Genomic DNA, 18,941 nt, shown 5'->3' with positions numbered 1-18,941 from the left:
GTCATGAACCTGGACGAAGCGCTACAGACGTTCATCACCGAAAGCCGCGAGCTCCTGGAGGACATGGAGAACGCGTTGCTCAACATCGACATCGCCGGCGACCAGGCCGAGGCGATCAACGCCATCTTCCGCGCCGCCCACACCATCAAGGGCTCGGCGGGATTGTTCAGCCTCGATCACATCGTTGCCTTCACCCACGTGGTGGAAAGCCTGCTTGACGAGGTGCGCGATGGCCGCGTGGTGATCAACGATGAGATGATCGTGCTGCTGCTGTCGTGCTGCGACTATTTGTCCGGCATGACCGAGGCGCTGGCCGCCGGCCAGCTGGAGGCCGATCCCGACACCGCGCCGGAGGGCGAGATGCTGCTGCACCAGCTGCGCCGGCACATGTCGGGCGGCCATACGGAGGCCGATCCGGCCCGGGCCTCCCATGCCCCGGCGTCGGCGCAGTCGCTGACGGTGCAGTCAGAACCCGGCGTCGAGCGCATCGACAAGGTGGCCGGCGACAGCGACTATTGGCACATCTCGCTGCGCTTCGGCCGCGGCGTTTTGCAGAACGGGATGGACCCGATCGCGTTCCTGCGCTACCTGGCCAAACTGGGCAAGATCGTCGGCATCGCCACCGTGCCCGACGCCCTGCCGGCGGCCGAGGAGATGGACGCGGAACTGTGCTACCTGGGCTTCGAGATCGCCTTCGACAGCAACGCCGACCGCGAGGCCATCGTCGGCGTGTTCGAGTTCGTGCAGGACGACTGCGAGATCCGCATCATCCCGCCGCACAGCAAGGTGTCGCAGTATGTCGATTTGATCCGCGCCTTGCCGGAGCAGCCCGCGCGCCTGGGCGAGATCCTGGTCCTGTGCGGCAGCGTGACCGCGTCCGAACTCGCCGGCGCGCTGCAACAGCAATCGAGCGGCGAGGCGAAGGGCAAGGATGGCGGGGACGAGCCGCCGCCGCGCCTGGGCAGCATCCTGGTCGCCGCCGGCAACGTGCCGCCGGTGGTGGTGGAGGCGGCGCTGGCCAAGCAAAAGCAGGTGGTCGAGCAGAAGGCGCAGGAGAGCCGTTCGATCCGCGTCGATTCCGACAAGCTCGATCGGCTGATCGACCTGGTGGGGGAATTGATCATCGCCGGCGCCCGCGCCAGCATGATCGGCCAGCAGATACACAACACCGACCTGCAGGAATGCACATCGACCTTATCGGGCCTGGTCGAGGAGGTGCGCGACGCCGCGCTGGAGCTGCGCATGGTCAAGATCGGCGCCACCTTCAACCGCTTCCAGCGCGTGGTGCACGACGTCGCGCGCGAGTTGGGCAAGGACATCGGCCTGATGGTCGACGGCGAGGATTCGGAGCTGGACAAGACGGTGGTGGAAAAAATCGGCGATCCGCTGATGCATCTGGTGCGTAACGCCATGGACCACGGCATCGAGCCGGCTGACGTGCGCATCGCCAGCGGCAAGCCGGCCAAGGGCATGATCAAACTGAACGCCTTCCACGAATCGGGCAGCATCGTCATCGAAGTGAGCGACGACGGCGGCGGCCTGCGCAAGGAGAAGATCCTGGCCAAGGCGGTCGAGCGTGGGCTGGTCGATCCGGAACGCAAACTGAGCGACAGCGAAATCTATAACCTGATCTTCGAGGCCGGGTTCTCGACGGCGGAAAAAGTCACCAACCTGTCCGGGCGCGGTGTCGGCATGGATGTCGTCAAGCGCAATATCACCGCGCTGCGCGGCAGTGTGGACGTCAGCAGCAGGGAGGGCGCCGGCACCACCGTCACCGTGCGCCTGCCGCTGACGTTGGCCATCATCGACGGCTTCCTGGTGCAGGTGGGCGGCTCGGTGTTCGTCATCCCGCTCGACATGATCGAGGAGTGCATCGAGTTCGCCACCGAGCCGGGGCAGGACTATTGCAATTTGCGCGGCCAGGTGCTGCCGTTCATCCGTCTGCGCTCGCTGTTCCGCATCGACGGCGCGGCCACGCGGCGCGAGAGCATCGTGGTGCTCAAGCTGGGCACCACCCGCGCCGGCCTGGTGGTCGACACCTTGCTGGGGGAGTTCCAGACCGTCATCAAGCCGCTCAGCCCCATGTTCAGCGAAGTCAAATGCATCAGCGGCTCGACCATCCTTGGCAGCGGCGAGGTGGCGCTGATCCTGGATGTGGCCTCGCTGATGCAGGCCGTCGGCGGCAAAGGCACGGTGGCCCTGGCCGCCTAGTGAAACGAGGAGATTACGCATATGGTTAACCAGCCGGCCAATCCGCTCTCGGCCAACAACATCGTCACCTACGGCAGCAGCGCGATCGTCGCGCTGCAAAGCGGGGCGGCGCTGCCCAGCCAGTTCCTGACCTTCATGCTGGGAGAGGAGCAGTTCGCCGTCGGCATCCTGCACATCAAGGAGATCATCGAATACGGCAGCCTGGCCACGGTGCCGATGATGCCGGCGTGCGTGCGCGGCGTGATCAACCTGCGCGGCGCGGTGGTGCCGGTGATGGACCTGTCGGCGCGCTTCGGCCGCAGTCCCAGCGCCATCACCAAGCGCAGTTGCATCGTCATCGTCGAAGTCGAGGGCGCCGGCACCGAGGGCAAGCAGGTGCTGGGCATGCTGGTCGACGCCGTCAACGCGGTGGTGGAGATCGCCGCCGGCGACATCGAACCGGCGCCATCGTTCGGTACCCGCATCCGTCCCGACTTCATCGCCGGCATCGGCAAGTTCAATGGCAAGTTCGTCATCCTGCTGGCGATCGATCGCGTGCTGTCGACCGAGGAGGTGGTGGAGATGGCCCGCTCCGGCGCCAACGATGCCGCCGCCGCTCCTCCGCTGCTTTCCTGATCTTTCCAGTTTTCTGAATGTGACGCGTCATGCCTTTGGTAGCCATTTCCGATCGTGAGTTCATGCAGTTCCAGCGCTTCATCTACGACGCCGCCGGCATCACTATGTCCAACGGCAAGCAGGCGCTGGTCAGCGGACGCCTGGCCAAGCGCCTGGCGCACTACCAGCTCGATAGCTACAGCGATTATCTGCGCCTGCTCGAGAGCCGCTCCGACCCCGCCGAGCTGCAGATGGCGGTCGATCTGCTGACCACCAACGAAACCTATTTTTTCCGCGAGCCCAAACACTTCCAGCTGCTGCGCGAGCTGGCCCTCGATGCGCGCGAGAAGCGGCAGACGATGCGCGTGTGGAGCGCCGCCAGCTCCAGCGGCGAAGAGGTCTACAGCATCGCGATGGTGCTGGCCGACGTGCTGGGCGACGCCGCCTGGGAAGTGCTGGGCACCGACATCAGCACGCGCGTGCTGCAGCGCGCCCGCAGCGGCCACTATCCGATGGAGCGCGCCAGCCAGATGCCCCAGGATTACCTGAAGCGTTTTTGCCTCAAGGGCCAGGGCAGCGAGACCGGCACCATGCTGATCGACCGCGCGTTGCGCCAGCGGGTCCAGTTCCAGCAGGTGAACCTGAACGCGCCGCTGCCCAAGGTCGGCAGCTTCGACGTGATCTTCCTGCGCAACGTGATGATCTACTTCAACCTGGAGACCAAGCGCCAGGTGGTGGCCCGGTTGCTGGCCCAGCTTCGTCCCGGCGGCTATTTCCTGATCGGCCATTCGGAAACCCTGAACGACATCAATGACACCTTGTCGGTCGTGGCGCCATCGATCTACAGGAAAGCATAGCGGCCGCCATGCCCGATTCGAAAATCATCGATGTCTTTCTCATGCCCGGCGATTATTTCGTCGGCGACGAGCGCTATCGCGTGCGCACGCTGCTGGGGTCCTGCGTCTCCGTCACGCTGTGGCATCCATCGCGCCGCATCGGCGCCATGTCGCACTTTCTTCTACCCGGCACAGGACATCGGAAGCCGCACGACAAGCCGGGCATGTACGGCGACGACGCCATGCATCTGCTGCTCGACGGATTGGCGCGTCACGACGTGGCGCCCGGCCAGTGCCAGGCCAAGATATTTGGCGGCGGCGCCATGTTTCCCCGTAATCCCAATGCGCGCGACATCGGTCTGCAGAACGGCGACTTCGCGCGCGAAATGCTGCACAAGAACGGCATACACGTGGTGTCCGAAAGCCTGTTCGGCGAAGGGCACCGGCAATTGATCTTCACCATCCGCAGCGGCGATGTACTCAGCCGCCAGGTTCCGCCGGAACCGAAAGCTGCCCGCACCAGGGAAAACGCATGAGTACAATAAACGTCATGATCGTCGACGATTCGGCCGTGGTGCGGCAGGTCCTCAGCGGCTTGCTCAATGCCTCGCCGGGTATCACCGTCACCTACGCGGTGGCCAATCCGCTGCTGGCGATGGAACGCATGAAGGTGCAATGGCCGGACGTGATCGTGCTCGATGTCGAGATGCCCAAGATGGACGGCATCACCTTCCTGCGCAAGATCATGGCCGAGCATCCGACGCCGGTGGTGATCTGTTCGACGTTGACGGAGAAGGGCGCGCAGACGTCGGTCGAGGCGCTGGGCGCCGGCGCGGTCGCCATCATCACCAAACCGCGCCTGGACCTCAAGCAGTTCCTGCACGATAGCGCAGACGAACTGGTGTCGGCGGTGCGGGCGGCATCCGGCGCGCGCGTCGGCAAGCTGGTGGGCCGGGCGCCGGCGCCGCCGGTGGCCGCCAAGCTCAATGCGGACGCCGTGCTGCCGCCGGCCGACGCCAGGCCGATGACCGCCACCACCGAGCGCGTGGTGGCGATCGGCACCTCCACTGGCGGCACGCAGGCGTTGGAGGAGGTGCTGACCTCGTTGCCGCGCGTGTGCCCTGGCATCGTGGTGGTGCAGCACATGCCGGAAAAATTCACGGCCGCCTTCGCGGCGCGCCTCGACAGCGTGTGCGAGGTGCGCGTCAAGGAGGCCGCCAACAACGACCGCGTGCTCCAGGGCCAGGTGCTGATCGCGCCTGGCGGCAAGCATATGCTGTTGCGCCGCACCGGCGCCCAATACTTCGTCGAAGTGGTCGACGGTCCGCTGGTCAACCGCCACCGGCCGTCGGTCGATGTGCTGTTCCGCTCCGCCGCGCGGGCGGCCGGCGCCAACGCGCTGGGCGTGATCATGACCGGCATGGGAGACGACGGCGCCGCCGGCATGCTGGAGATGCTCAAGGCCGGCGCGCGCACGGTGGCGCAGGACGAGGCGAGCTGCGTGGTCTACGGCATGCCCAAAGAGGCCGTCAAGCGCGGCGGCGTCGAAAAAACAGTGGCACTCAATGCGATTTATCGCGAAATCCTGCAGCAGCTGTCCCTATAAATTGCTTTTTATCCGCATTACGAAGAAGGAGATCATCATGCTATCAACCTTGACGGTCAGGACCAAGATCCTGGCATTGCTGGCGGTGGCCATATTGGCACTTGTGGTTGTGGTCTTCATCGCCTTCTCCGGACTGAAGGCGCAAGGAACGATGCTCGAGGAATTGGGCAAGAACCGCATGCCCTCCATTCGGGCTTTGATGGTCATCAACGAGGCCCAGACCGCGCTGCGGTCGTCGAGCCGTTACATCGACGCGATGGGCATGTTCCCGGAGGAGGCCAACGACATCGCCGCAGAGATCAAACGCAAGCAGGATATCTGGAGCACGGTCGATGCGGCCTGGAAGGCCTACGACGCTTTGCCGCAGGAACCCGAGGAGGCGGATGTATGGAAGACTTTCGCCAAGCAGTGGGATGCCTGGAAGACGCGCGACGCGGTCATCACCGATATCGCGGGGCAGATAGCGCGCGCGGAGCCGGGCAAGCGCAGGGAATTGTTCGCCCTCCTGCATAAAACGCTGCAGGAAAACCGGCCGGCCTTCGCCGCGGCCGAGGAGAGCCTGAACAAGCTTGTGGCGCTCAACGTTCAATACGGCGAGAGCGATGTCAAACACGCCGATGCCGCCTCCTCCAGCGCGATGAGCAGCATGTACATCAGCGCCGGTGTCGCGCTGGCGCTGCTGGCGGCGATCGGACTGGTCATCCTGACCGGCATCATGCGCCAGCTTGGCGGCGATCCATCCTACGCGGCGGAAATCGTGCGCAAGGTGGCGGACGGCGACCTTGGCGCCGACGTGCAGGTCAAAGCCGGCGACACCACCAGCCTGCTGGCGGCGATGAAGGGCATGATCGAGAAGCTCTCGCAGGTGGTGCAGGACGTGAACAACGGCGCAGAGTCGCTGGCCAGCGCCTCCGAGGAGGTCAGCGCGACGGCGCAGTCGCTGTCGCAGGCGGCCAGCGAGCAGGCCGCCGGCACCGAGGAGACCAGCGCCTCGGTCGAGCAGATGACGGCGTCGATTTCGCAGAACACCGAGAACGCCAAGGTCACCGACGGTATCGCCAGCAAGGCGGCGGTGGAGGCGGTGGAGGGCGGTGATGCGGTCAAGTCGACGGTGGCGGCGATGCAGCAGATCGCCAAGAAGATCAGTATCATCGACGATATCGCTTACCAGACCAATCTGCTGGCGCTGAACGCGGCGATCGAGGCGGCGCGCGCCGGCGAGCATGGCAAGGGCTTCGCGGTGGTGGCGGCCGAGGTGCGCAAACTGGCCGAGCGCAGCCAGATCGCGGCGCAGGAAATCGAACAGGTGGCCAGCAGCAGCGTCCAGCTGGCGGAGAAGGCCGGCCAACTGCTCGATGAAATGGTGCCCAACATCCGCCGCACCTCCAATCTGGTGCAGGAGATCACGGCGGCGTCGGAAGAGCAATCGGCCGGCGTGGGCCAGATCAATTCCGCCATCACGCAATTGAGCCAGACCACGCAGCAGAACGCGTCCGCTTCCGAGCAGCTGGCCGCCACCGCCGAGGAGATGAGCGGCCAGGCCGAGCAACTGCAGGAGACCATGTCGTTCTTCAAATTGTCCGGGGCGTCGCGGCCGATGCGCACGACCCGGGCGCCGGCCCGGCCGGCCAAGCCGTCCAGCGGGCGTGGCCGGCCGGGCCACGGCAGCAGCAAGCAGATGATGGACATGGCCGATCCGGACGAGTCGCATTTCGTTAAATTCTAAGCGGGGCCGATGATGAGTAACGTACAAGGCGCCGAGCCGCAATTCCTCAGCTTTATGCTCGGGCAGGACATGTTCGCGATCGGTATCCTGGCGGTGCGCGAGATACTGGAGTACGCGGGCGTGACGCCCGTGCCGCAAATGCCGGCCTGTATCAGCGGCGTGATCAACCTGCGCGGCACGGCGGTGCCGGTGCTCGATCTGGCGTGCCGGCTGGAGCGAGAGCCGGTGGCGGTCAGCAAACGCACTTGCATCATCGTCGTCGAAGTCGATGGCGACAATGGCGCCTTCGTGATCGGCATCCTGGTCGACGCGGTCAACGCGGTGCTTGATATTCCGCCGTCCGAGGTGGAACCGGCGCCCAGCCTGGGCGCGCAGGTGCGCGCCGAGATGCTGCAAGGGATAGGCAAGGTCAATGGCCGCTTCGTTCTGTTGCTCGACGTGCGGCGGGTGGCGTCGGTCGGCGACCTGGCCGCCATCGCGCCCGCCGTCCTGGATCACGTGTAGCCGCGCGCCGCGGCCGCACCAACGCACCACCCTGGAGAATCATCATGTTCAAGAAAATGAAAATGGAGACCCGGCTTCACGCCGGATTCGGCCTCATCGTGCTGCTGGTCGTGGTGCTGGGGATTATCGCCTTCGCCAAGCTGACGGCCCTGCACGAGCAATGGAGCAGCTTCGAGAGCGTCACGCTGGAGCGCAAAAACGCGGTGCTCGAAGGCGTCATCTCGCACGGGCATGCGGTGCGTTATTTCAAGAATTACGTCCTGCGCGGCGGCGACAACAATACCCAGTTCCGCGCCGAACTGGCCAACATCGACAAGGAGATGATCCGCTACAAGGCGGGTGGGAATCTGAGCACGGACGAACAGGTCTTGCTGGACGAGGTGTCGGCCGGCGTGAAGAGCTACGCGGACAGCATGACGCAATTGGAGGCGATGCAGGCGAAAGGCATGACGCCGGTGGAGATGGACAAGGCCATCAAGGGCGCCGACGCTGCCATCGCCGGCGCTTTCCGCAAGCTGCTCAAAGTGAACGAGGCGGAGACCAAGCGTGAGTCGGCGTCGATGACGGAGGTGACCGATTCGGCCAAGCGCCTCATCCTGTCGGTCGATATCGTCATCGCCATCCTCGGCTGCGTGCTGGCGGTATGGCTGGCGCGCAGCTTGTCGGGCATCGTGCGCGAGGTGCAGATGGTGGTCGCCGGTCTGGCCGGGGCGTCGCAGGAAGTCAGTTCGACGGCGCAGTCGCTGTCGCAGGCGGCCAGCGAGCAGGCCGCCGGTGTCGAGGAAACCAGCGCCTCGATCGAGCAGATGACGGCGTCGATCGCGCAGAACACGGAGAACGCCAAGATCACCGACGGCATCGCCACCCAGGCCGCCGTGGACGCGACGCGCGGCGGCGAAGTGGTGAAGGCGACGGCGGCGGCGATGCGTCAAATCGCCAGCAAGATCAGCATCATCGACGATATCGCCTATCAAACCAATCTGCTGGCGCTGAACGCGGCCATCGAGGCGGCGCGCGCGCACGAACACGGCAAGGGCTTCGCGGTGGTGGCGGCGGAGGTGCGCAAACTGGCCGAGCGTAGCCAGGTGGCGGCGCAGGAGATCAGCAAGGTGGCGTCCGACAGCGTCGATCTGGCCGAGCAGGCCGGCGTGATGTTCGATGCGCTGGTGCCCAATATTCGCAAGACGTCGGACCTGGTGCAGGAGATATCGGCGGCGTCGGAAGAGCAGAGTTCCGGTGTGCGCCAGATTAACAGCGCGGTCAATCAGCTTAGCCAGACCACCCAGGTCAACGCCGCCAGCTCGGAGGAACTGGCGGCGACGTCGGAGGAGATGAGCGCCCAGGCCGAGCAGCTGGGCCAATTGATGGCGGTGTTCAAGCGCTATGCCGTCGAAGAGCGGGTGCCGGCGCGTCGCGTCGCATCCACCAAGGGAGGCGGCGCGGCGGCGCCGATGGCACGTTCGGCGCGCGTCGTCTCCGCGGCCGCCCAGGGATCGCCGGACGAAAACAAGTTCACCCGGTTCTGATCCCCTTTACATGATCACGGCTTGACGAACTTCAGCGTCATGCGGTCGCTTTCGCCGATCGCCTGATACTTCGCGCGGTCCTCGTCCTTGTTGCCGTAGGTCGGCGGCAGCGCCCAGACGCCGCCTTTGTGGTCGGCGGTGTCTTTCGGGTTGGCGTTGATTTCCGATTTGGCCGCCAGCTTGAAGCCCGCCGCCTCGGCCAGGCCGATCACATACTTCTCGTGCATATAGCCGCTGCTGGCCGTTTCGTCCTGGGTCTTGTTGGCCGGCAGGCGATGCTCCACCACGCCGAACACGCCGCCCGGTTTCAGGCTGGTGTACACGCTGGCGAACAGCGCTTTCATATTTTCGGGACCGGCCGGTATCCAGTTGTGGATATTGCGGAACGTGAGCACCATGTCGACGCTGCCGGCCGGCGCGAATTCATATTTGCGCGGCGGCGAGAAAACGCCCAGCGCCACCTTGTTGTACACCGGGTTGGCGTTCAGGCGCGCCATGAAGCGTTCGGCGCTTTTGCGTTCGCGTTCGTCCGGCGCGGCCAGGTCGTTGCCGGCGGCGATCAGCTTTCCGCTATCGCGCAGATAGGGCGCCAGGATTTCGGTGTACCAGCCGGCGCCCGGCGCCAGCTCGACCACCGTCATGTTCGGGCGGATGCCGAAGAACGACAGCGTCTCGTAAGGGTGGCGGTAGACGTCGCGCTGCACGTTGGCCGGAGTGCGGGTGTCGGCGGCGATGGCGGCCTTCAGTTTGGCGTCGGTGGCTTCGGTGGCGGCGATCGCGCCGCTTGCAGCGAACAGCGTGGTGGTGGCCAGGGCGGCCACGAGATAACTCTTCATGCAAACTCTCCTGAGGGTTCGGTTGGCGGCGCGCGGTCGCCCGCCCTGCGCGATCATCGGGCATGCATGCGAAGAGGTCAAGCGAATTGCGACGGCCGCACCACCGAAGTGCGGCGCGCCTTCGGCTGGACCCCGCTCCGCCTGGCGCGGACACTCGCGGACACCGGCCGGACACTTCGCGGACACTTTCGCGGACACTTTTCCCACGTTTGACGCCCCGCCGGGGGACTCTTGTAACACAGTGTTTCGTTGTGGTGGATGGCATACATTTTGCCTATCCCGATTCTTAATCCGGCGCTAATATTGGCAATCCGGCCGAAACGGCGACGGATATTCAGGTGTCACGTAAAGAAGCAAGAGCTATAAGAGTAGGACTCGCTAGAAGAGCAAATAAAAGCAAAGCAGAACCTTGGGCGGCTGGCCCACAATCATTGCCTTACGTTTGGAGATACGATGGAACGACGTGCATTCCTCAATATTAGTAGTCTGGCCCTGGGCACGATGCTGCTGCCCGCCTTCGGTCGCGCGATCGCCGCCGAGGAGTTGCTCGCGCCGGTCGCCCTGCAGTTCAAGAAAATGCTGGCCGATACCGCGATGACGGCGGCCACGCAGGCCGGCGCCTCGTACTGCGACGTGCGCGTCGGCCGCTATCTGAACCAGTTCATCACCACCCGCGACCTCAATGTCGAAAACGTCGTCAACACGGAATCGGCCGGTGTCGGCGTGCGCGTGATCGCCGGCGGCGCCTACGGCTTCGCCGCCACCAACGACATGACCCCGGACGGCGTGGCGGCCGCCGCGCGCCAGGCGGTCGCCATCGCCAAGGCCAACGCCAAGCTGCAAACCGAACCCGTTCAACTGGCCCCCGTCAAGGGCGTGGGCGAAGTGTCGTGGGCCACGCCGATCGTCAAGGACTGGCGCACGGTCCCGATCAAGGAAAAGGCAGAGCTGCTGATCGCCGCCAACAAGGCCGGCATGGACGGCGGCGCGAGCTTCATGCAATCGTTGCTGTTCCAGGTAAACCAGCAGAAGTACTTCGCGTCGACCGACGGCTCCTACATCGACCAGGACCTGCACCGTCTGTGGATGCCGGTGTTCGCCACCGCCGTTGACCAGAAGAGCAACAAGTTCCGCTCGCGCCAGGGCTTGTCGGCGCCGGTCGGCATGGGTTACGAATACCTGGATGCCCGCCCCGAGCACAAAATCAAGGCCGCCGGCGGCGTGACCACCTTGTACACCGGCTCCTACGATCTGATCGAGGACGCGCGCGCGGCCGGCAAACAGGCCAAGCAAAAGCTGACCGCCAAGTCGGTCGAACCTGGAAAGTACGACCTGGTGCTGTCGCCGGAACACCTGTGGCTGACCATCCACGAGTCGGTCGGCCACCCGACCGAACTCGATCGCGTGCTGGGCTACGAGGCCAATTTCGCCGGCACCAGTTTCGCCACGCTCGATAAGTGGCAGAGCAAGAAGTTCAAGTACGGCGCCGACATCGTCAACATCGTCGCCGACAAGACCACGCCAGGCTCGCTGGCCAACGTCGGCTACGACGACGAGGGTGTCAAGTGCAAGCGCTGGGACATCATCAAGGACGGCATCCTGGTCAACTACCAGGCCACGCGCGACCAGGCCCACATCATCGGCGAAAAGGAATCGCACGGCTGCTCGTACGCCGACAACTGGAGCAGCGTGCAGTTCCAGCGCATGCCCAACGTCTCCCTCCAGGCGGGCAAGAAGAAGATGACTCCGGACGAAATGATCAAGGACGTCAAGAAGGGCATCTACATCGTCGGCGACGGTTCCTTCTCGATCGACCAGCAGCGCTACAACTTCCAGTTCGGCGGCCAGCTGTTCTACGAAATCAAGAACGGCAAGATCGGCCAGATGCTCGAAGACGTCGCCTACCAGTCCAACACCCAGGAATTCTGGAACGCCTGCGCCGGCATGTGCGACGAGCGCGATTGGCGCATGGGAGGCTCCTTCTTCGACGGCAAGGGACAGCCTTCGCAGTCGTCGGTGGTGTCGCATGGCTCCAGTACCACGCGCTTCAACGGCATCAACGTCATCAACACAGCACGCAAAATCGGCTAAGCCTGGAGAGCAGAGAATATGAAGAATTTGAGTCAAGAAGAGACCAAGCGTATCTGCGACAAGGTGCTGTCGCTGACCAAGGCCGATCAGTGCGAAGTGAACCTGAGCGGCAGCCGCACGGGCAATATCCGCTATGCGCGCAACGCCGTGTCGACCGCCGGCTTGATCGAGGACACGCAGCTGATCGTGTCGGTCGCCTTCGGCAAGAAGCAGGGCATCGCCACCATCAATGAGCTGGACGACAAGTCGCTGGAGAAGGCCGTGCGTCGCGCCGAGGACCTGGCCCGCCTGGCGCCGGAGAATCCGGAGTTCATGCCGACGCCGACCAAGCAGCAATACAAGGCCAGCGAGACCTTTTTCCAGAAGACCGCCGACATCGACCCCGAGTTCCGCGCGCAGGTGGCGGCGTACAGCATCGAGAACAGCAAGAAGAACAAGCTGGTGGCGGCGGGCTTCTTCACCGATACGTCGAAATTCACCGCCATCGCCAATTCCAATGGCGTGTTCGGCTTCCAGCGCGACACGGGTGTGGATTTCACCGTCACCGTGCGCACCGAGGATGGCCGGGGCTCCGGCTGGGCCAAGCGCAGCGTGGGCGACGCCGGCATGTTCGACGCGCGCGAGGCGTCCAACGTGGCGATCGAAAAGGCGCTGCGATCGGTCGAGGCCAAGGCGCTGGAACCCGGCCGCTACACGGTCATCCTGGAACCGGCCGCCACGTCCGACCTGCTGGGCTATATGTTCAGCGGTTTCGACGCCCGCCAGGCCGACGAGGGCCGCAGCTTCCTGTCGAAGAAGGGCGGCGGCAACCGCATGGGCGAGAAACTGTTCGACGAGCAGGTCAACGTCTGGACCGACCCCTGGGACAAGAACGTCGCGGTGCTCCCCTGGGACAACGGGAGCATGCTGGCGCGCGAGCATCAGGAAATCATCAAGAACGGCAAGATCAACGCCTTGAACTACTCGATGTACTGGGCCAAGAAGCAGGGCAAGCGCGCCATCGGAGCTCCGGGCAACATCATCATGGCCGGCACCAACAAGTCCACCGAGGAGCTGATCGCCAACACCAAGAAGGGCGTGCTGGTGACCCGTACCTGGTACATCCGCATGGTCGATCCGCAGTCGGTGCTGTTGACCGGTCTGACGCGCGACGGCACTTTCTACATCGAGAACGGCAAGATCAAGCACCCGATCAAGAACTTCCGCTTCAACGAAAGCCCGGTGACGATGTTGAACAACATCGATGAACTGGGCAAGCCGGAGATCCTGTCGGGCGACGAGTCGGAGTATCAGTTGCTGATACCGGCGATGCGCGTGCGCGATTTCAATTTCACGTCGCTGTCGGACGCGGTGTAAAGGCGCGGGCGGCGCACGCGTTGGCGGATTACGGGGTTCCGCCTAATCCGCCCTATATGCGCCGCCGCCAACGCGCGCGCCACCATTTACGCGATCATATTTTTTCAGGAGTTCATGTGGAACGTCGTTCATTTCTAAAAGTCGGCGCGGCCGCCGGCGGCAGCTTGCTGATCCCGGTCTTCGGCAACGCCATCGCGGCCGAGGAGCTGCTCAATCCCATGGCCGTGCAGTTCAAGAAATCGTTGGCCGATGCCGCGATGAACGCGGCCACCAAGGCCGGCGCCAGCTATTGCGACGTGCGCATCGGCCGCTACCTGAACCAGTTCATCACGACGCGCGACCTGAACGTGGAAAACATCGTCAACACCGAATCCTCCGGCATCGGCGTGCGTGTGATCGCCGGCGGCGCCTATGGCTTCTGCTCGACCAACGTCATGACGATGGATTCGGTGGCCGAAGCGGCGCGCCAGGCGGTCGCCATCGCCAAGGCCAACGCCAAGCTGCAAACCGAGCCTGTTCAACTGGCCCCCGTCAAAGGCGTGGGCGAAGTCGCCTGGGCCACGCCGTTCAAGAAGGACTGGCGCACGGTGCCCATCAAGGAAAAAGCCGAGATGCTAATCGCGGCCAACAAGGCCGGCATGGACGCCGGCGCCAACTTCATGCAGTCGATGCTGTTCCAGGTGAACCAGCAGAAGTACTTCGCCTCCACCGACGGCTCCTACATCGACCAGGACATGCACCGTCTGTGGTCGCCGCTGACCGCGACCGCCGTCGACAAGACCACCAACCGTTTCCGCACCCGCGACGGACTGTCGTCGCCGGTCAGCATGGGCTATGAATTCTTCGACGCCAAGCCGGAAAACAAATTCAAGGCCGCCGGCGGCGTTACGACGCTGTACAAGGGCGCCTACGATCTGATCGAGGACGCGCGCGCCGCCGGACGCCAGGCCAGGGAGAAGCTGACCGCGAAATCGGTCGAGCCGGGAAAATACGATCTGGTGCTGTCGCCGGAACACCTGTTCCTGACCATCCACGAGTCGGTCGGCCACGCCACCGAACTCGATCGGGTGCTGGGCTACGAAGCCAATTACGCCGGCACCAGCTTCGCCACCCTGGATAAATGGCAAAGCAAAAAATTCCAGTACGGGTCGGAGCGCGTCAACTTCGTGGCCGACCGCACCACGCCAGGTTCGCTGGCCTGCGTCGGCTACGACGATGAAGGCGTGCCGGCCAAGCGCTGGGACATCATCAAGGACGGGGTTCTGGTCAACTACCAGGCCACGCGCGACCAGGCGCACGTCATCGGCGAGAAGGAATCGCACGGCTGCTCGTACGCGGACAGTTGGAGTAGTGTGCAGTTCCAGCGCATGCCCAACGTCTCCCTGCAGGCCGGCAAAAAGCCGCTGACGCCGGACGATATGATCAAGGATGTCAAGAAAGGCATCTATATCCTCGGCCGGGGTTCGTTCTCGATCGACCAGCAGCGGTATAACTTCCAGTTCGGCGGACAGTTGTACTTCGAGATCAAGAACGGCAAGATCACCAATCCGCTGGAGGATGTGGCCTACCAGTCCAACACCCAGGAGTTCTGGAACGCCTGCTCGGCGCTGTGCGACGAGCGCGATTGGCGCATGGGCGGCTCCTTCTTCGACGGCAAGGGCCAGCCCAGCCAGGTCAGCTGCGTGTCGCACGGGTCTCCGACCACGCGCTTCAACGGCATCAACGTCATCAACACCGCTCGCAAGATAGGATAAATAATGAAGATGCTGAATCAACAGGAAGCGAAAGCCGTCTGCGACAAGGTCATGGCGCTGTCCAAGGCCGACGAATGCCGTGTGCAGATCAGCGGCAACCGCCGGGGCAATATCCGTTACGCGCGCAACAGCGTGTCGACGGCGGGCTTGGTGGAGAACACGCAGTTGACCGTCAGCGTCGCTTTCGGCAAGCGCCAGGGCACCGCGTCGGTCAACGAATTCGACGACAAGTCGCTGGAAAAAGCCGTGCGCCGCGCCGAGGAAGTGGCGCGGCTGGCGCCGGAGAATCCGGAGTTCGTGCCGGCGATTAAAACGCAACTGTACAAAGGCTCGGCCACCTACAGCGCGGCGACCGCCGCCATCGATCCGGAGTACCGCGCCGAGGTGGCAGCGCAGAGCATCAACTCCGCGCGCAAGAAGGGACTGGTGGCCGCAGGCTTCTTCAGCGACAGTACCGGCTTCGAGACGGTGGCCAATTCGAACGGCGTGTTCGGCTACCAGACCCTGACCAATCTTGGATTCACCGTGACCACCCGCACCGAGGACGGACGCGGTTCCGGCTGGGTGACACGCTCGGCCAACGACGCCGCCAAATTCGACGCGCGCGAAGCGTCCGATGTCGCGATCGAAAAAGCCTTGAAGTCGGTCGACGCCAAGGCGCTGGAGCCTGGCCGCTACACCGTGATCCTGGAGCCTGCGGCGACGTCGGAGATCATCGGCCGCATGTTCGGCGCCTTCGATGCGCGCCAGGCCGACGAGGGCCGCAGCTTCCTGTCGAAGAAGGGAGGCGGAAACCGCCTTGGCGAGAAGCTGTTCGACGAGCAGGTCAACCTGTGGGCCGATCCGTGGAACACCGATGTGCCGGTGCTGGCGTGGGATAACGCCTCGATGCTGGCGCGCGAGCGCACGGACGTCATCAAGGGCGGCAAGATCGAATCGCTGGACTACACGCAGTACTGGGCGCAGAAGCAGGGCAAGCGCGCCTTTGGCCGTCACGGCAACATGATCATGTCCGGCGGCGGCAAGTCGACCGAGGAGCTGATCGCCTCGACCAAGAAGGGCGTGCTGGTCACGCGCACCTGGTACATCCGCATGGTCGATCCGCAATCGCTGCTGCTCACCGGTCTGACGCGCGATGGCACCTTCTACATCGAGAACGGCAAGATCAAGCACCCGATCAAGAACTTCCGCTTCAACGAGAGTCCGGTGACGATGTTGAACAATATCGACGAACTGGGTAAGCCGGTCGTCATCGGCGGCGACGAAGTGCGCTTCCAGATGATGATCCCGCCGATGAAGGTTCGTGATTTCAACTTCACCTCGTTGTCGGACGCGGTGTAAAGGACAAGGACAGCGCGTGGCCAACTACGATTTCTACTTCACCCGCCTGACCTACGAGTCGGGCGACTGGGATGTCGATGTCCGTATGCCGAGCAACGTGCTCAATTCGCTGGTCGAGTACACGACCTTGCGGGTCGATCCCGTCGAGCGCATCGTCGCGCTGTCCGATCCCAAGATGCTGGAGGCGCCGTTCTGCTATTTCGCCGGCCATAAGCTGGTGCAGTTCACGGCGGCCGAACGCAAGAACCTGGAGCGCTACATCAAGGGTGGCGGCTTTCTTTTCGTCGACGACTGCAATCACGATATCGACGGCCTGTTCGCCAAGTCCTTCGAGGGCGAGATCGCCAGTATCTTCGGCAAGAGGGCCTTGCAGAAGATCCCGAACAACCATCCGGTGTATTCGAGCTTCTTCAAGTTCGACGGCCCGCCCAACACCAGCGTGGAGCTGAACGGCTGGGGCGACGATCTGGTGCACGACTATCTGAAGGCGGTGGAGGTCGGCGGCCGCGCGCGGCTTTTGTACAGCAACAAGGACTACGGCTGCGAGTGGGATTACGACTTCCGCAACAAGCGTTTTCTGGCGATCGACAACACCCGCTTTGCGGTCAATATCATTCAATACGCTTTGGGAGCTTAAAGATGGGCGCAATCGCCTGGAGTGAAAGTGAGATCGGCGCGTTGAGCGCCAAGGTGGCGGCGCTGAAGGCGAGCATGTCGAAGGTGATCATCGGCCAGGAGAACGTGATCGATTCGCTGATCATCTGCCTGCTGGCCGGTGGCCATGCGCTGGTCGAGGGTGTGCCGGGCCTCGGCAAGACCTTGCTGGTCAAGTCGCTGTCGCAGGCGACCGAGATGGACTTCCACCGCGTGCAGTTCACGCCCGACCTGATGCCGTCCGATATCGTCGGCACCGAGATCCTGGAAGAGGATCACGCCACGCGCAAGCGCGAGTTCCGTTTCCAGCAAGGCCCGGTGTTCACGCAGGTGCTGCTGGCCGACGAGATCAACCGCGCGCCGCCGAAGACGCAATCGGCGCTGCTGGAGGCGATGCAGGAACGTAGCGTGACCTTCGCCGGCCAGACGCACGTGCTGCCCAAGCCCTTCTTCGTGCTGGCGACGCAGAATCCGATCGAGCAGGCCGGCACCTACCCGCTGCCGGAGGCGCAGCTGGACCGTTTCCTGCTGCGGATCGACGTGGTGTATCCGACCGAGGCGGAGGAGATCATGATGGTGTCGGCCACCACCAACGCCGGACTCAAAGACGCCGAGCCGGTGATGGACGTGGCGACCCTGCTGCGCCTCCAGCAGCTGGTACGCGATATCGAAATCGGCGACCATCTGCTGGCGTATGCCACGCGGCTGGTGCGTGCCACCCGTCCCGCGCTGACCACGGTGCCGGCGGTGAAGAAGCACGTCGGCTGGGGAGCCGGACCACGCGCGGGGCAGGCGCTGGTGCTGGCGTCGAAGGCGCGCGCGCTGATGCACAACCGGCTGGCCGTCACGCGCGAGGATATCGGCGAGATGCTCTTGCCGGTGCTGGCCCACCGCGTGATCCGCAACTTCGAGGCGGAAGCCGATGGCGTGGCGATCGCCGACATCCTGTTGGCCCTGCGCGAGCATATTCGTCCGGACTGATGCAAGCAGACCCCAAGCCGGCCGATGCCGCCATGACCGCGATGATGGTGCAGACCAAGGATCTTGAGCTGGTGATTCGTCACGTGCTGGCGGGTCTCGGTCATGGATTGCACGCCGGCCGAGAACGCGGCGCCGGCGTCGAGTTCTCCGAGTACCGCGCCTACGCGCCGGGCGACGAGTGGCGCCGTGTCGACTGGAAGCTGCTGGCGCGCGCGGACCGATACTACGTGCGCGAGGCGGAACGGGACAGTCATGTCGCCACCTGGTTGTGGCTCGACGCCACCGCCTCGATGGCGGAGCCCAGCCGCGAGATCGACGGCGTCGACAAGCTGTGGTTCGCCCGTACCGTGCTCGCTTGCGTGGCGGCGATCGCGCAGCGCCAGGGTGACGCCTTCGGGCTGGTGGTGTGCAGCGGGGGCAAGGTCGAATTCACGCAGGCCACGCGCGGCCCGCGCCAGTTGCAGCGCGTGCTGGCGCAACTGGCGAAGGCACGCCCGGATGGAGGCTTGCCCACTGCGGAAGTGCTGAAGGCGAACCTGCATTTCGCCCGGTCGCCGAGTCTGATTTTCGCCGCCAGCGACTTCCTCGACTGGCCGTCGCCACTGAGCGAGGCGCTGCTGCGGTTGCGCAAGCTGCGGCATGACGTGCGCTTGCTGACCCTGCGCACGCGGGCGGAAGTCGATGCCAGTTTCAAGTCCGGCGCCGGCTATCGAGACCCTGAGCAGAGCGACGGTTTGCACCGCATGGGCAATCGGGACCGCGAGAGCTACAAACAGCAAAGCCGTGCGCACTTCGACGGCGTGGCGGGCAGCTGCCGGCAAAACAACATCGTCCACTACGAGGCGTGCATCGAGCAGGAATTGGGTGCGGTGCTGCGTAGCTGGCTGCGGTTGGCGGGAGCGCGCGCTAAATGAACCTTGGAACA

General features: G+C 64.1%; 16 protein-coding genes. 15 read left to right on the top strand and 1 reads right to left on the bottom strand.

Annotated elements, in window-relative coordinates; genetic code table 11:
• Window positions 1-3 precede the first annotated feature (3 nt).
• From MRBLMU1_RS10725 to MRBLMU1_RS10690, 8 genes are read left to right on the top strand one after another with little or no spacing between them, the layout of a single operon-like run.
• On the top strand, window positions 4-2,211 hold the full coding sequence (locus MRBLMU1_RS10725) for a chemotaxis protein CheA (protein WP_363500780.1): 2,208 nt from the start codon (window positions 4-6) through the stop codon (window positions 2,209-2,211).
• A gap of 21 nt (window positions 2,212-2,232) precedes the next feature.
• Window positions 2,233-2,826, top strand: a complete 594-nt coding sequence (locus tag MRBLMU1_RS10720; protein WP_363500777.1) for a chemotaxis protein CheW — start codon at window positions 2,233-2,235, stop codon at window positions 2,824-2,826.
• Between the two features lie 29 nt (window positions 2,827-2,855).
• Window positions 2,856-3,662, top strand: a complete 807-nt coding sequence (locus MRBLMU1_RS10715; RefSeq protein ID WP_363500774.1) for a CheR family methyltransferase — start codon at window positions 2,856-2,858, stop codon at window positions 3,660-3,662.
• 8 nt (window positions 3,663-3,670) lie between these two features.
• Window positions 3,671-4,177 (top strand): chemotaxis protein CheD, encoded by a 507-nt coding sequence (locus MRBLMU1_RS10710; RefSeq protein ID WP_363500771.1) that lies wholly within the window; start codon window positions 3,671-3,673, stop codon window positions 4,175-4,177.
• Window positions 4,174-5,247, top strand: a complete 1,074-nt coding sequence (locus MRBLMU1_RS10705) for a protein-glutamate methylesterase/protein-glutamine glutaminase (RefSeq protein WP_363500768.1) — start codon at window positions 4,174-4,176, stop codon at window positions 5,245-5,247. Before MRBLMU1_RS10710 ends, MRBLMU1_RS10705 begins: the two co-directional genes overlap by 4 nt.
• Window positions 5,248-5,284: 37 nt before the next feature.
• Window positions 5,285-6,973, top strand: a complete 1,689-nt coding sequence (locus MRBLMU1_RS10700; protein WP_363500765.1) for a methyl-accepting chemotaxis protein — start codon at window positions 5,285-5,287, stop codon at window positions 6,971-6,973.
• Window positions 6,974-6,982: 9 nt separating this feature from the next.
• Window positions 6,983-7,477, top strand: coding sequence for a chemotaxis protein CheW (locus MRBLMU1_RS10695; protein WP_363500762.1), 495 nt, complete (start codon window positions 6,983-6,985; stop codon window positions 7,475-7,477).
• A 44-nt stretch (window positions 7,478-7,521) separates the two neighbouring features.
• Window positions 7,522-9,003, top strand: coding sequence for a methyl-accepting chemotaxis protein (locus MRBLMU1_RS10690; RefSeq protein ID WP_363500759.1), 1,482 nt, complete (start codon window positions 7,522-7,524; stop codon window positions 9,001-9,003).
• A 14-nt stretch (window positions 9,004-9,017) separates the two neighbouring features.
• On the opposite strand, the gene MRBLMU1_RS10685 is transcribed toward MRBLMU1_RS10690, so the two are convergent.
• Window positions 9,018-9,839, bottom strand: a complete 822-nt coding sequence (locus MRBLMU1_RS10685) for a class I SAM-dependent methyltransferase (RefSeq protein WP_363500756.1) — start codon at window positions 9,837-9,839, stop codon at window positions 9,018-9,020.
• Between the two features lie 453 nt (window positions 9,840-10,292).
• On the opposite strand from MRBLMU1_RS10685, the gene MRBLMU1_RS10680 reads away from it, so the two are divergent.
• The 7 genes from MRBLMU1_RS10680 (at window position 10,293) to MRBLMU1_RS10650 (ending at window position 18,930) form a co-directional block, all read left to right on the top strand.
• Window positions 10,293-11,930, top strand: coding sequence for a TldD/PmbA family protein (locus tag MRBLMU1_RS10680; protein WP_363500753.1), 1,638 nt, complete (start codon window positions 10,293-10,295; stop codon window positions 11,928-11,930).
• 18 nt (window positions 11,931-11,948) lie between these two features.
• Complete coding sequence (locus tag MRBLMU1_RS10675; RefSeq protein ID WP_363500750.1) at window positions 11,949-13,286, top strand: TldD/PmbA family protein; 1,338 nt, start codon at window positions 11,949-11,951, stop codon at window positions 13,284-13,286.
• 116 nt (window positions 13,287-13,402) lie between these two features.
• Window positions 13,403-15,040, top strand: a complete 1,638-nt coding sequence (locus tag MRBLMU1_RS10670; protein ID WP_363500747.1) for a TldD/PmbA family protein — start codon at window positions 13,403-13,405, stop codon at window positions 15,038-15,040.
• Between the two features lie 3 nt (window positions 15,041-15,043).
• The gene (locus MRBLMU1_RS10665) at window positions 15,044-16,381 is read left to right on the top strand and encodes a TldD/PmbA family protein (RefSeq protein ID WP_363500744.1); all 1,338 of its coding nucleotides are present in this window, start codon (window positions 15,044-15,046) and stop codon (window positions 16,379-16,381) included.
• Between the two features lie 16 nt (window positions 16,382-16,397).
• The gene (locus tag MRBLMU1_RS10660) at window positions 16,398-17,018 is read left to right on the top strand and encodes a DUF4159 domain-containing protein (protein WP_363500741.1); all 621 of its coding nucleotides are present in this window, start codon (window positions 16,398-16,400) and stop codon (window positions 17,016-17,018) included.
• Window positions 17,019-17,020: 2 nt separating this feature from the next.
• Complete coding sequence (locus MRBLMU1_RS10655) at window positions 17,021-18,016, top strand: AAA family ATPase (RefSeq protein ID WP_315222160.1); 996 nt, start codon at window positions 17,021-17,023, stop codon at window positions 18,014-18,016.
• Entirely contained in the window at window positions 18,016-18,930 is a 915-nt protein-coding gene (locus MRBLMU1_RS10650; RefSeq protein ID WP_363500737.1) for a DUF58 domain-containing protein, read from the top strand. Before MRBLMU1_RS10655 ends, MRBLMU1_RS10650 begins: the two co-directional genes overlap by 1 nt.
• Window positions 18,931-18,941: the final 11 nt, after the last annotated feature.

Source organism: Burkholderia sp. LMU1-1-1.1 (assembly GCF_040675865.1).
Classification (GTDB): domain Bacteria; phylum Pseudomonadota; class Gammaproteobacteria; order Burkholderiales; family Burkholderiaceae_D; genus Rugamonas.
This window is presented reverse-complemented; position numbering and strand designations above follow the sequence as displayed.

Excerpts from the sequence above, each read along its gene's own strand:
- MRBLMU1_RS10725 (WP_363500780.1), top strand. The coding sequence starts at position 4 with ATGAACCTGGACGAAGCGCTACAGACGTTCATCACCGAAAGCCGCGAG.
- MRBLMU1_RS10720 (WP_363500777.1), top strand. The coding sequence starts at position 2,233 with ATGGTTAACCAGCCGGCCAATCCGCTCTCGGCCAACAACATCGTCACC.
- MRBLMU1_RS10715 (WP_363500774.1), top strand. The coding sequence starts at position 2,856 with ATGCCTTTGGTAGCCATTTCCGATCGTGAGTTCATGCAGTTCCAGCGC.
- MRBLMU1_RS10710 (WP_363500771.1), top strand. The coding sequence starts at position 3,671 with ATGCCCGATTCGAAAATCATCGATGTCTTTCTCATGCCCGGCGATTAT.
- MRBLMU1_RS10705 (WP_363500768.1), top strand. The coding sequence starts at position 4,174 with ATGAGTACAATAAACGTCATGATCGTCGACGATTCGGCCGTGGTGCGG.
- MRBLMU1_RS10700 (WP_363500765.1), top strand. The coding sequence starts at position 5,285 with ATGCTATCAACCTTGACGGTCAGGACCAAGATCCTGGCATTGCTGGCG.
- MRBLMU1_RS10695 (WP_363500762.1), top strand. The coding sequence starts at position 6,983 with ATGATGAGTAACGTACAAGGCGCCGAGCCGCAATTCCTCAGCTTTATG.
- MRBLMU1_RS10690 (WP_363500759.1), top strand. The coding sequence starts at position 7,522 with ATGTTCAAGAAAATGAAAATGGAGACCCGGCTTCACGCCGGATTCGGC.
- MRBLMU1_RS10685 (WP_363500756.1), bottom strand. The coding sequence starts at position 9,839 with ATGAAGAGTTATCTCGTGGCCGCCCTGGCCACCACCACGCTGTTCGCT.
- MRBLMU1_RS10680 (WP_363500753.1), top strand. The coding sequence starts at position 10,293 with ATGGAACGACGTGCATTCCTCAATATTAGTAGTCTGGCCCTGGGCACG.
- MRBLMU1_RS10675 (WP_363500750.1), top strand. The coding sequence starts at position 11,949 with ATGAAGAATTTGAGTCAAGAAGAGACCAAGCGTATCTGCGACAAGGTG.
- MRBLMU1_RS10665 (WP_363500744.1), top strand. The coding sequence starts at position 15,044 with ATGAAGATGCTGAATCAACAGGAAGCGAAAGCCGTCTGCGACAAGGTC.
- MRBLMU1_RS10655 (WP_315222160.1), top strand. The coding sequence starts at position 17,021 with ATGGGCGCAATCGCCTGGAGTGAAAGTGAGATCGGCGCGTTGAGCGCC.
- MRBLMU1_RS10650 (WP_363500737.1), top strand. The coding sequence starts at position 18,016 with ATGCAAGCAGACCCCAAGCCGGCCGATGCCGCCATGACCGCGATGATG.